Source organism: Streptomyces silaceus, assembly GCF_001419745.1.
GTDB classification, from domain to species: domain Bacteria; phylum Actinomycetota; class Actinomycetes; order Streptomycetales; family Streptomycetaceae; genus Streptomyces; species Streptomyces silaceus.
In genome coordinates this window covers 1-12118 of sequence record NZ_LIRJ01000021.1, presented here as the reverse complement: position 1 = coordinate 12118, position 12118 = coordinate 1, and the positions used below count along the sequence as shown (strand labels likewise).

At 70.7% G+C, this 12118-nt stretch carries 9 protein-coding genes and 2 pseudogenes; 10 read left to right on the top strand and 1 reads right to left on the bottom strand.

Annotation, left to right across the window (positions count from 1 at the left end; all coding sequences use genetic code 11):
- From AOK22_RS42435 to AOK22_RS01980, 6 genes and pseudogenes are all read left to right on the top strand, one after another.
- Positions 1-275 (top strand): annotated as a pseudogene (locus AOK22_RS42435) (LLM class flavin-dependent oxidoreductase); the annotation flags it as partial.
- 3 nt (positions 276-278) lie between these two features.
- Positions 279-709, top strand: a pseudogene (locus AOK22_RS42430) (LLM class flavin-dependent oxidoreductase); the annotation flags it as partial.
- Between the two features lie 25 nt (positions 710-734).
- Entirely contained in the window at positions 735-1877 is a 1143-nt protein-coding gene (locus AOK22_RS01995; RefSeq protein WP_055696775.1) for an acyl-CoA dehydrogenase family protein, read from the top strand.
- A 49-nt stretch (positions 1878-1926) separates the two neighbouring features.
- The gene (locus AOK22_RS01990) at positions 1927-3141 is read left to right on the top strand and encodes an acetyl-CoA C-acetyltransferase (protein WP_055696774.1); all 1215 of its coding nucleotides are present in this window, start codon (positions 1927-1929) and stop codon (positions 3139-3141) included.
- 39 nt (positions 3142-3180) lie between these two features.
- On the top strand, positions 3181-5352 hold the full coding sequence (locus AOK22_RS01985) for a 3-hydroxyacyl-CoA dehydrogenase NAD-binding domain-containing protein (RefSeq protein WP_055696773.1): 2172 nt from the start codon (positions 3181-3183) through the stop codon (positions 5350-5352).
- 107 nt (positions 5353-5459) lie between these two features.
- The gene (locus AOK22_RS01980) at positions 5460-6188 is read left to right on the top strand and encodes a hypothetical protein (RefSeq protein ID WP_157872154.1); all 729 of its coding nucleotides are present in this window, start codon (positions 5460-5462) and stop codon (positions 6186-6188) included.
- Between the two features lie 19 nt (positions 6189-6207).
- Here the strand turns inward: AOK22_RS01980 and AOK22_RS01975 are convergent, their stop codons facing one another.
- A complete protein-coding gene (locus AOK22_RS01975) occupies positions 6208-6936 on the bottom strand; it encodes a MerR family transcriptional regulator (RefSeq protein ID WP_055696771.1) in 729 nt (242 codons plus the stop codon).
- Positions 6937-7092: 156 nt separating this feature from the next.
- Here AOK22_RS01975 and AOK22_RS01970 point away from each other — a divergent pair, with 156 nt between their 5' ends.
- The 4 genes from AOK22_RS01970 (at position 7093) to AOK22_RS01955 (ending at position 11873) form a co-directional block, all read left to right on the top strand.
- Positions 7093-8904 carry an AMP-dependent synthetase/ligase gene (locus tag AOK22_RS01970; RefSeq protein ID WP_055696770.1) on the top strand — a complete coding sequence of 604 codons (1812 nt, stop codon included), beginning with the start codon at positions 7093-7095 and terminating at the stop codon, positions 8902-8904.
- A 160-nt stretch (positions 8905-9064) separates the two neighbouring features.
- Entirely contained in the window at positions 9065-10543 is a 1479-nt protein-coding gene (locus AOK22_RS01965) for an amino acid permease (RefSeq protein ID WP_055696769.1), read from the top strand.
- Between the two features lie 58 nt (positions 10544-10601).
- Positions 10602-11081 carry a macro domain-containing protein gene (locus AOK22_RS01960; protein WP_055696768.1) on the top strand — a complete coding sequence of 160 codons (480 nt, stop codon included), beginning with the start codon at positions 10602-10604 and terminating at the stop codon, positions 11079-11081.
- Between the two features lie 216 nt (positions 11082-11297).
- On the top strand, positions 11298-11873 hold the full coding sequence (locus AOK22_RS01955) for a F0F1 ATP synthase subunit B family protein (RefSeq protein WP_063795182.1): 576 nt from the start codon (positions 11298-11300) through the stop codon (positions 11871-11873).
- The last annotated feature ends 245 nt before the right edge of the window (positions 11874-12118 follow it).

Sequence of the window (12118 nt, the reverse complement as noted above, 5' to 3'; positions counted from 1 at the left end):
CCGCAGGTCGTCGAGGGCTGGCACGGCAAGCCGTACGACAGGCCGCTCGGCCGCACCCGCGAGACCATCGAGCTCACCCGCCGCATCCTGCGCCGCGAGGTCATCGACCACCACGGCATCACGGACATGCCGCTGCCTCCGGAGAAGGGCGGCAGGCTCGGCAAGCCCCTGAAGATCCTCACCAGGCCGGTGCGCCCCGAAGTCCCGCTCTACGTCGCTTCCCTGGGCCCCGCCAACGTCACGATGACCGCCGAGATCGCCGACGGCTGGCTGCCNNNGGGGCGCCGCGCTCGCCGAGGGCACCAAGAAGCGCGACCCGGCGCTCGGGCCGCTGCGGACCGTCGCCGGGGGACTGCTCGCCATCGGCGACGACGCCGCGTCCGCCCGCGACCTCGCGCGCCCGCAGATCGCCCTCTACGTAGGCGGCATGGGCGCCAAGGGGAAGAACTTCTACAACGACCTCGCGGTGGCCTACGGCTACGAAGAGGCGGCCGCCCGCATCCAGGACCTCTACCTCGCCGGGAAGAAGAAGGAGGCCGAGGCCGCCGTCCCGGACGAGCTGTGCGAACTGATGTCGCTGTGCGGGCCCGAGGGGTACGTGCGCGAGCGCGTCGAGGCCTTCCGCGCCGCGGGCGTCACCATGCTCAACGTCACCCCCGTCGGCCCCGAGCCGGCCAGGTCGATCGAAACCGTCAAGGGCTGGCTCTAAGAGGGCTCCAGGAGGCCACGTACAGATGAAACGGCAGATCTTCACCGCCGAGCACGACGCGTTCCGCGAGACGGTGCGCACCTTCCTCGCCAAGGAGGTGCTCCCGCACTACGAGCAGTGGGAGAAGGACGGCGTCGTCTCCCGCGAGGCCTGGCTCGCGGCCGGCAAGCAGGGGCTGCTCGGCCTCGCCGTCCCCGAGGAGTACGGGGGCGGCGGCAACGACGACTTCCGCTACTCCGCCGTGCTCGCCGAGGAGTTCACGCGCGCGGGCGCGGCCGGACTCGCCGTCGGCCTGCACAACGACATCATCGGCCCGTACCTGACCTCGCTCGCCACCGACGAGCAGAAGCGGCGCTGGCTGCCGGGCTTCTGCACCGGCGAGACCATCACGGCCATCGCGATGACCGAGCCGGGCGCGGGCTCCGACCTCCAGGGCATCCGCACCAGCGCCGAGGACCACGGCGACCACTGGGTGCTCAACGGCTCCAAGACGTTCATCTCGAACGGCATCCTGGCCGACCTCGTCGTCGTGGTCGCCAAGACGACCCCCGAGGGCGGCGCGCACGGCCTGTCCCTGCTCGTCGTCGAGCGCGGCATGGAGGGCTTCGAGCGGGGCCGCAACCTCGACAAGATCGGCCAGAAGGCGCAGGACACCGCCGAACTGTTCTTCCACGACGTCCGCGTCCCCAAGGAGAACCTCCTCGGCGAGCTGAACGGCGCCTTCGTCCACCTGATGACGAATCTCGCCCAGGAGCGCATGGGCATCGCCGTCGCGGGGATCGCCGCCGCCGAGCACCTCCTGGAGATCACCACGACGTACGTGAAGGAGCGCGAGGCGTTCGGGCGGCCGCTCGCCAAGCTCCAGCACATCCGCTTCGAGATCGCGGAGATGGCCACCGAGTGCGCCGTCACCCGCACGTTCCTCGACCGGTGCATCGTCGATCACTCGAACGGGGAGCTCGACGCCGTGCACGCGTCGATGGCGAAGTGGTGGGCGACCGAACTGCAGAAGCGCGTCGCGGACCGCTGTCTGCAACTGCACGGGGGCTACGGCTATATGACGGAGTACCGGGTGGCCAAGGCCTTCACGGACGGACGCATCCAGACCATCTACGGCGGCACGACCGAGATCATGAAGGAGATCATCGGGCGTTCCCTGCTCGGCTGAGCCCCACCGGCCGACCCCTCACCCTCAAGAACCCCTGAAAGGCACTCGCGTGACCACCGAAGCGTACGTATACGACGCGATCCGCACCCCGCGCGGACGCGGCAAGGCCAATGGTGCCCTGCACGGCACCAAGCCGATCGACCTCGTCGTCGGCCTGATCCACGAGATCCAGGCCCGCTTCCCCGGCCTCGACCCGGCCGCCATCGACGACATCGTGCTCGGTGTGGTGGGTCCCGTCGGCGACCAGGGCTCCGACATCGCGCGGATCGCCGCCATCGCCGCGGGGCTGCCCGACACGGTCGCCGGAGTGCAGGAGAACCGCTTCTGCGCCTCGGGCCTGGAAGCGGTCAACCTCGCCGCGATGAAGGTCCGCTCGGGCTGGGAGGACCTGGTCCTCGCGGGTGGCGTGGAGTCGATGTCGCGGGTGCCGATGGCCTCGGACGGCGGTGCCTGGTTCGCCGACCCGATGACCAACTTCGAGACCAACTTCGCGCCGCAGGGCATCGGTGCCGACCTGATCGCCACGGTCGAGGGCTTCTCGCGGCGCGACGTCGACGAGTACGCGGCCCTCTCCCAGGAGCGCGCCGCCGCGGCCTGGAAGGACGGCCGCTTCGGCCGGTCCGTCGTGCCGGTCAAGGACCGCAACGGCCTGGTCGTCCTCGACCACGACGAGCACCTGCGGCCCGGCACCACCGCCGACTCCCTCGCCAAGCTGAAGCCGTCCTTCAAGGACATCGGCGACCTGGGCGGCTTCGACGCGGTCGCGCTGCAGAAGTACCACTGGATCGAGGAGATCGACCACGTCCACCACGCGGGCAACTCCTCCGGCATCGTCGACGGCGCCTCGCTGGTCGCCGTCGGCAACAAGGAGGTCGGCGAGCGCTACGGCCTGACCCCGCGCGCGCGGATCGTCTCCGTGGCCGTCTCCGGCTCCGAGCCGCTGATCATGCTCACCGGGCCCGCGCCGGCCACCCGCAAGGCGCTCGCCAAGGCCGGCCTGACCATCGACGACATCGACCTCGTCGAGATCAACGAGGCCTTCGCGGCGGTCGTGCTGCGCTTCGTGAAGGACATGGGGCTGTCCCTGGACAAGGTGAACGTCAACGGCGGCGCCATCGCGCTCGGCCACCCGCTGGGTGCGACCGGGGCGATGATCCTGGGCACGCTCGTGGACGAGCTGGAGCGCCAGGACAAGCGGTACGGCCTCGCCACCCTCTGCGTCGGTGGCGGCATGGGCATCGCCACCATCGTCGAGCGTCTCTGACCGTCCATCCCGGCACACCTCTTTACGGAGCATTCAGTCATGACCGAGAGCACCACCATCCGCTGGGAACAGGACGAGACCGGCGTCGTCACGCTCGTCCTCGACGACCCCAACCAGTCCGCGAACACCATGAACCAGGCGTTCAAGGACTCCATCGCGGCGATCGCCGACCGCGCCGAGGCCGAGAAGGACTCGATCCGCGGCATCATCTACACCTCCGCGAAGAAGACCTTCTTCGCGGGCGGCGACCTGAAGGACATGATCAAGGTCGGGCCCGAGAACGCCCAGCAGGCGTTCGAGACGGGCACCGCCATCAAGAGCTCGCTGCGCCGCATCGAGACCCTGGGCAAGCCCGTCGTCGCCGCCATCAACGGCGCGGCGCTCGGCGGCGGTTACGAGATCGCCCTCGCCTCGCACCACCGCGTCGCCCTCGACGCCCCGGGCTCCAAGATCGGCCTGCCCGAGGTCACCCTCGGCCTGCTCCCCGCGGGCGGCGGCGTCACCCGCACCGTACGCCTCATGGGCATCACGGACGCGCTCCTGAAGGTCCTCCTCCAGGGCACCCAGTACAACCCGAAGCGCGCCCTGGAGAACGGCCTGGTCCACGAAGTGGTGGCCACCCGCGAGGAGATGATCGAGAAGGCCCGCGCCTTCATCGACGCCAACCCCGAGTCGCAGCAGCCCTGGGACAAGCCCGGCTACCGCATCCCCGGCGGCACCCCGGCCAACCCCAAGTTCGCCGCGAACCTGCCGGCGTTCCCCGCGAACCTCAAGAAGCAGACCGCCGGCGCCCCCTACCCGGCCCCGCGCAACATCCTCGCGGCGGCCGTCGAGGGCTCCCAGGTCGACTTCGAGACCGCGCTGACCATCGAGGCCCGGTACTTCACCGAGCTGGTCACCGGCCAGGTCGCCAAGAACATGATCCAGGCGTTCTTCTTCGACCTGCAGGCCGTCAACTCCGGTGCCAACCGCCCCAAGGACGTCGAGCCGCGCACGGTCCGCAAGGTCGCCGTGCTCGGCGCCGGCATGATGGGCGCCGGCATCGCGTACTCGTGCGCCCGCGCGGGCATCGAGGTCGTCCTCAAGGACGTCTCCGCCGAGGCCGCCGCCAAGGGCAAGGGTTACTCCGAGAAGCTCTGCGCCAAGGCGGTCCAGCGCGGACGCACCACCCAGGAGAAGGCGGACGCGCTGCTCGCCCGCATCACGCCCACCGCGGACCCGCAGGCGCTCGCGGGCTGCGACGCCGTGATCGAGGCGGTCTTCGAGGACACCTCCCTCAAGCACAAGGTCTTCCAGGAGATCCAGGACGTCATCGAGCCGGACGCGCTGCTCTGCTCGAACACGTCCACCCTGCCGATCACGCTGCTCGCGGAGGGCGTCGCCCGGCCCGTCGACTTCATCGGCCTGCACTTCTTCTCGCCCGTCGACAAGATGCCGCTCGTCGAGATCATCAAGGGCGAGCGGACGGGCGACGAGGCGCTGGCCCGCGCCTTCGACCTGGTGCGCCAGATCAACAAGACGCCGATCGTCGTCAACGACTCGCGCGGTTTCTTCACCTCGCGCGTCATCGGGCACTTCATCAACGAGGGCGTCGCGATGGTCGGCGAGGGCATCGAGCCCGCCTCCGTCGAGCAGGCCGCGGCCCAGGCCGGCTACCCGGCCAAGGTCCTCTCGCTGATGGACGAGCTGACCCTCACCCTGCCCCGCAAGATCCGCAACGAGACCAGGAAGGCGGTCGAGGAGGCGGGCGGCACCTGGGCGGGCCACCCCTCGGACACCGTCATCGACCGCATGGTCGACGAGTTCGAGCGCCCCGGCAGGAGCGGGGGAGCGGGCTTCTACGACTACGTGGACGGCAAGCGCGCCAAGCTCTGGCCGGGCCTGCGCGAGCACTTCACCAAGCCCGGACACGAGATCCCGTTCAAGGACATGCAGGAGCGCATGCTCTTCTCCGAGGCGCTCGACACCGTGCGCCTGGTCGAGGAGGGCGTCCTGACGTCGGTGGCCGACGCCAACATCGGCTCCATCTTCGGCATCGGCTTCCCGGGCTGGACGGGCGGCGTGCTGCAGTACATCAATGGCTATGAGGGCGGCCTGCCGGGCTTCGTGGCACGCGCGCGTGAGCTCGCCGAGCGCTACGGAGAGCGGTTCACGCCGCCGGCGCTGCTGGTCGAGAAGGCCGAGAACGGCGAGAAGTTCAGCGACGCCTGACGGTGTCGACACCTCCGGTTCCACCTGGTCAGGGGTGGAACCGGAGGGCCCGCCCCCGCGTCGTGTCCTGCCGTAGGCATGATCACGACAAGCGGAAGGTGACCGCTGTGCGGTTCACGACTGGGGGAACGACGCGGGCAGTCGGCGTCGGAGTGCTCGTCCTCTCACTGGCCCTGACGGGCTGTGGGGGCAAGAAGGACAAGAAGAAGCACAAGCGCGGCTCGTCGTCCTCGCACAGCCGCACCATCGGCGGCACGTCGGGCGGTTCCGCGGGCAAGGCCAAGGGCGCGGGCTCCCTGGGCGGCGCCCGGCAGGCCGAGGCGATCCTGCCGCCCGCCGACACCATGCCGGCCGCCCTGCGCACGGTCGCCACGGAGCTGCACAGCCGCGCCAAGGCGCCCTCCGTGTGCAAGGACCCGGGCGGCACGTGCAAGGGCGCCGTCGCCAACGGCCAGGTCGGCTACCGCAGCGACGACGACGCCGAGAGCGCCGGCTACGACCTCGTCGTGTACCGGAACGAGAGGTCCGCCGAGCGCGCCTTCACGGCCTGGAAGAGCTACGTGGAGAACAACCACCGCGAGCTCGAGGTCCTCGACGCTCCGCCGCAGGGCGACGCGAGCATCAGTTACGGATACACGAGGCCCGCGAAGAAGACCTCGCAGTCGATCGTGATCCGCGAGGGCAGGTACATCGCCACGCTGGACCTCAGGGACAACTCCGGTCAGGCGTACGCGCGCAAGGACCTCCAGGTCCTCTCCGAGGTCTACGCCACGCGGATGCGGCAGGCCGCGCAGGACGAGACGCCGAGCGCCACCGCGGCCGACGTCAGGGTGTAGCAAGCGGGCCGGGAGCGGCTCAGCCCTCCTTGAGCCACTCCCGCAGCTCCTCCTTCAGCGAGCGCTGGAACGCGGTCACCAGCGCCTGCACCACCATCGGCTGCATGTGGGCCGACAGCGACCGCATCGCGGCCACGTGCTCGGGGTCCGACTCGCGTTCGCGGTAGGGCCCCCACACCTCGTCGCGGAAGAGGCGCGACAGCTCGTGCGCGGCGGAGCGGGTGTGCTCCATCAGGACCGTGCGGGCCGCGAGGATCGTCTCGTGCTCGATGGGTACGTCCAGGAGCTGCACCCCGAGCCGCAGCAGCCCGAGGTCCACGCGGTACGTCCCCGGTGTCTGCGTCCGGGCGACCACGCCCATCGCCGCGAGCCGGTCCAGCTCCTGCTCGCCCAGCGCGCGCCCCGCCCGGCGCTCCAGCTCGGCCAGCTCCACGTCCTCCGCGGAGTCGGGCGCCCACGAGGCCACCACGGCACGGTGGATGGCGAGATCGTGCGCGCTCAGGTCCGCCGGCAGCTGCTCCAGATACCGCTCGATCGCGGCGAGCGTCATGCCCTGGTGCTGGAGCTCCTCGATGAGCGCGAGCCGGGAGAGGTGGGCCTGGCCGTAGTGGCCGACGCGGCGCGGGCCGATGACCGGCGGCGGCAGCAGCCCCTTGGTGCTGTAGAAGCGGATGGTGCGGACCGTGACGCCCGCGCGCGCGGCCAGTTCGTCGACGGTGAGTGTCGGCTCCTCGGTGTCCGTCGTCATGGCAGCGCCCTCCTGTGCATCAATCCGGTGCAACAGTATTGCTGGCACACCAGTGTTGTGAAACCCTCCGGGCCAGTCACGCGCTCCCTCGCACGTCCAGCCAGGCACCCAGTCACGCGTCCGCTCACGCACAGCCGATGGCGCCAGGAGGCGGTCATGACCACGATCCTGCGACTTCCCGGGGACCCCGCCGACATCACGCTCCCCGCCCTGCTGCTCCGCAATGCCGAGGACCACGGAGATCTCCCCGCGCTCTCCTGGCGCACCGGCGAACAGTGGACGACGCTCACCTGGCGCGAGGCGCGCCGCAAGGTCGCCGTGCTCGCCGCCGGGTACGCGGCGCTCGGCGTACGGCGCGGCGAGCACGTCCTGATAATGATGGGCAACCGCCCCGAGCACTGGCTGAGCGACCTCGCCCTCGTCCACCTCGGCGCCGTGCCCGTCACCGTGTACGGCACCGCCGCGCCCGAACAGGTCGCGCACATCGTCCGGCACAGCGGCGCCCGCTTCGCGATCGTCGAGGGCGCCCGCGAACTCCCGCGCTGGGAGCCCCTGCTCGCCGACGAAAGCGCCCCGCTGGAGTGCCTCGTCGTGGTGGAGGCCGCCGAGGCGGGCGCCCACCGCACCTACGGCTCCCTGCACGCCTCCGGCGGCCGGCTCTTCCACCCGGACGCCTTCGAGAAGGCCTGGCAGGAGAACCGCGCCACCGACGCCCTCACCGTCGTCTACACCTCGGGCACCACCGGCGACCCCAAGGGCGTCCGGCTGACCCACCGCAACGTCGTCCTCAACGGCATCGCCCTGGACTCCGTCGTCGAGTTCCCCGAGCACGTCGGCCACATCTGCTACCTGCCCTTCGCGCACATCGCGGAGCGCCTGCTCGGCATCTACCTGCCGGTGCTGCGCGCCGCGCACGTCTACCTCTGCGCGGACCCGGCCCATGTCGCGGCCACCGCGCGCGAGCTGCACCCCGTCCAGTTCTTCGGTGTCCCGCGCGTGTGGGAGAAGCTCGCCGCCTCCGTACGGGCCGCGCTCGCCGCTCTGCCCGAGGAGCGGCGCCGGGCCGTGGAGGCCGCGAACGAGACGGCACGCGCGCGTGTCGACTGCCTGGAGCGCGGCGAGGAACCCTCCGCTGAACTGAGGGCCGCCTACGAGGAGGCCAAGGAGAAGGTCCTCGACCCGCTGCTCGCGCTCGCCGGGTTCGACCGTCTGGTGTGGACCGCGAGCGCCTCGGCGCCGATGCCGCCGGACGTGGCGCGCTTCTGGGCGGGCTTCGGGCTGGTGATCATGGACGCCTGGGGGCTGACCGAGACGACCGGGGTCGTCACGACGAACGGCCCCGACGCCTTCCGCATGGGTTCGGTGGGCCGCCCCCTGGACGGCCTGGAGATCCGCACCGCCGACGACGGCGAGATCCTCGTGCGCGGCGCGACGGTCTTCGACGGCTATCTGCGGCCCGACGGCGGCGTCGACAGCGCCTGCGACGCGGACGGCTGGTTCGCCACCGGCGACATCGGGCGTATCGACGAGGACGGGTTCCTCTGGATCACCGACCGCAAGAAGGAAATGATCGTGACGTCGACGGGCAAGAACGTCTCGCCCGCCCTCGTCGAGAACGCGCTCAAGGAGCACCCGCTCATCGGCCAGGCCCTCGTGCACGGCGACGGCCGCTCCTATCTGGTGGCGCTGCTCGTCCTCGACCCGGAGCTGGCGCCCGCCTGGGCCGCCGCACAGGGCATCGGGGCCGGTGAGGACCTGGTCGCCCACGCGGCCGTGCGGGAGGAGGTGGCCCGCGCCGTCGAGGCGGCCAACGCGCGCCTGAACCGCACCGAGCAGATCAAGCGCTACCGCCTCCTCGCCGGGGAATGGAGCCCGGAGACGGGCGAGCTGACGCCGTCCCTGAAGCTGCGCCGCCGGGTGATCCGTGAGCGGTACAAGCAGGTCGTCGAGGAGCTGTACACCCCCTGACCAGCATGTGAGAAGTTCCGCTATGTGACGTGCGCCACCGCGTGGGGGGTGATCTCTGGGGGAAGGTGTCCCGTCGGTCCGCGCGCGTCAGGGGTGTCGCGGGCCGGAGCACATTCCGGACCCCGGAGCTCTTCCGGGCACCAGAGAGTAGAAGTCCCACGTGAGCAAGGAAGCCGTAGACACGGCCGCCGTGGATGCGTCCCGCAACGACGCCTCCCAGGCCCCCGCGGACGCCGGCGACGCCGGATACAGCAAGGACCTCAAGGCCCGCCACGTCAACATGATCGCGATCGGTGGCGCGATCGGCACCGGCCTCTTCCTCGGGGCCGGCGGCCGCCTCAACTCGGCGGGTCCCGCGCTCGCCGTCGCGTACCTCGTGTGCGGCATCTTCGCGTTCTTCGTCGTCAGGGCGCTCGGCGAGATGGTCCTCTACCGGCCGTCGTCGGGTTCGTTCGTCTCGTACGCGCGTGAGTTCCTCGGCGAGAAGGGCGCGTTCTTCGCCGGTTGGATGTACTTCCTCAACTGGTCGACCACGTGCATCGCCGACATCACGGCGATCGCCCTGTACACCCACTACTGGAGCTTCTTCACCGACATCCCCCAGTGGGTGCTCGCGCTGATCGCCCTCGCGGTGGTGCTCTCCGTGAACCTCGTCTCGGTGAAGTACTTCGGCGAGATGGAGTTCTGGTTCGCGATCATCAAGGTCGCCGCGCTCTCCGCCTTCATGATCATCGGTGTCTGGCTGCTGGCCAGCCAGCACAAGGTGGGCGGCGAGACGCCGGGTCTGAACATGATCACCGACCACGGCGGCTTCCTGCCGAACGGCATCATGCCGGTCGTGATCGTGATGCAGGGCGTCGTCTTCGCGTACGCGTCCCTGGAACTGGTCGGCGTCGCGGCGGGCGAGACCAAGGACCCGCAGAAGGTCGTCCCGCGCGCGGTGAACTCGATCATGTGGCGCGTGGGCCTGTTCTACGTCGGCTCCGTGGTCCTGCTCGCGCTGCTGCTGCCCGGCTCGCTGTACTCGGCCGACCAGAGCCCGTTCGTGACGGTCCTGTCCAAGATCGGCGTCCCGGCCGCCGGCGACGTGATGAACTTCGTGGTCCTCACCGCGGCGATGTCCTCGCTCAACTCCGGTCTGTACTCCACCGGCCGCATCCTGCGCTCGATGGCCATGTCGGGCTCGGCCCCGAAGTTCACGGCGAGGATGAACCGCAGCCAGGTGCCCTACGGCGGCATCCTGCTCACCGCCTCGATCGGCGTGCTCGGCGTCGGCCTGAACCGCATCGTTCCGGACCAGGCCTTCGAGATCGTCCTGAACGTGGCCTCGCTCGGCATCATCGGCACCTGGATCACGATCATGGTGTGCCACCTGGCCTTCGTGCGCAGCGCGAAGCGGGGCGAGATCACCCGGCCGAAGTTCCGCCTCCCCGGCAGCGGCGTCACCGAGTACGTGACCATCGCGTTCCTGCTCGCCGTCCTCTGCCTGATGTGGAAGGACGCCGAGGTCGGCCGCAAGACGCTGTTCCTCATCCCGATCGTGGGCGCCGCCCTGGTCGCGGGCTGGTTCGGCGTCCGTCGCCGGGTGGAGCGCGAGGCGCAGGACCTCACCGTCCCGCAGGAGCCCAAGGAGCGGTAACAGCACGCGCTGCGGCCGCTCCACGGCCGTTGTCAGTGGCAGCCCTTACGGTGGCGTCATGTCGGAGATCACATATGTCCGAGGTGACGCCACCGCGCCGTTGGGCAAGGGCGTCAAGCTGATCGCCCACGTCTGCAACGACCTCGGGGGCTGGGGAAAGGGCTTCGTGCTGGCGGTCTCGCGCCGCTGGCCCGAGCCGGAGAAGGCGTACCGGCAGTGGCACCGCGACCGCGCGGCGAACGACTTCGGTCTCGGTGCCGTCCAGTTCGTCGACGTGGGCCGCGGCCTGTGGGTCGCCAACATGGTGGGGCAGCGGGGGATGCGCAGGGGCAGCAAGGGCGTGCCCGTGCGGTACGAGGCGATCGACACCGCCCTGGCCGTCCTCGCGGACAAGGCCGTCGAGCTGGGCGCCTCCGTCCACATGCCGCGCATCGGCTGCGGTCTCGCCGGCGGCACGTGGTCACGGATCGAGCCGTTGATAACCGAGCGCCTGGTGGCGCGCGGGATACCGGTGACGGTGTACGACTTCGGGGACTGAGGCCATCCGCCGCAGGGACGCGGAGACCGTCAGCCGCGCGGATACGCGGCGCTCCGCGCGGTCGGCGGCTGTCCGGCGGTCTTGCTCGCGGCGCGTGTCGTACCGGTGTGGCCGGCGTTCCGGCGTGGGGTGCGCGGTGCGGGGAAGTGACAGCCGTCACTCAACTCCCCTACAGATGGGCGTTGTTGCGCACGGATGAGCGGGTATGGCTCTGGCATGCTGCTCATCCCCGCGAACATCGGTCCCTTGAACCCGGACGTCGCGCAGCTGGTCTTCGGCGTCGTCGTGTTCGGAGGACTCCTTCCTCTCGTCGGGCGCCTGCTGCCGCGTATCGACCGCGTTCTCCTCGACCGCCAGGCGATCTTCGACAGCGTCGAGGGAGGCACGACGGCCCTCTTCAGGAGAGAGGCCGAGCGCCTCGAAGTCCTGACGGAAGGGCTGCTCGCCGAGGCCCGGCGCGACGCCGCGCGCACGCGTCAGAAGGCGCTGGAGGAGGGCGCGGCGCTGATCGACTCGGCGCGCGCGGAGGGCCGCAGGGAGCGCGACGAGGTCGTCGTCACCGGGCAGGCCCGGGTGGAGGCCGAGCGTGCCGCGGCCGAGGCCGAGCTGCGCGGCCGGGTCTCGGAGCTGGCGTCCGAACTGGCGAGCCGCATCGTGGGCGAGCCGGTGGCGGCGCCGGGCGGGACGGAGGGGACGTCGGGAGCCGGCGCACCGGGCACGGAGGCCGGCCCCGACGACTCCGACTCCGAGGGCGCCGCCCCCCGTACCGGCCCGGCGGGTTCCGGACGCTAGCCCCACACATTCGCGTCCTCCTCCCCGGCCACCCCTGGCGGCCCGCCCGCCGCCCCCCCCCGACACTCGACGCATGGACGTCATGGTCTCGGTCAAGGACGGCGAACTGTGGGCGCACGACTCGGGTGACCCGTGCGGCGCGGGCGGCGCGGGCCTCCCCCTGGTCCTGCTGCACCCGGGAGTCGGCGACTCACGCATCTGGGACGGCATCCTGCCGCGCCTCACGGAGCGGCACCGGGTGATCC

Bases quoted from the DNA above. Each gene is read 5' to 3' on its own strand.
- AOK22_RS01995 (WP_055696775.1), top strand. From the start codon at position 735: ATGAAACGGCAGATCTTCACCGCCGAGCACGACGCGTTCCGCGAGACG.
- AOK22_RS01985 (WP_055696773.1), top strand. From the start codon at position 3,181: ATGACCGAGAGCACCACCATCCGCTGGGAACAGGACGAGACCGGCGTC.
- AOK22_RS01970 (WP_055696770.1), top strand. From the start codon at position 7,093: ATGACCACGATCCTGCGACTTCCCGGGGACCCCGCCGACATCACGCTC.
- AOK22_RS01975 (WP_055696771.1), bottom strand. From the start codon at position 6,936: ATGACGACGGACACCGAGGAGCCGACACTCACCGTCGACGAACTGGCC.
- AOK22_RS01955 (WP_063795182.1), top strand. From the start codon at position 11,298: ATGCTGCTCATCCCCGCGAACATCGGTCCCTTGAACCCGGACGTCGCG.
- AOK22_RS01960 (WP_055696768.1), top strand. From the start codon at position 10,602: ATGTCGGAGATCACATATGTCCGAGGTGACGCCACCGCGCCGTTGGGC.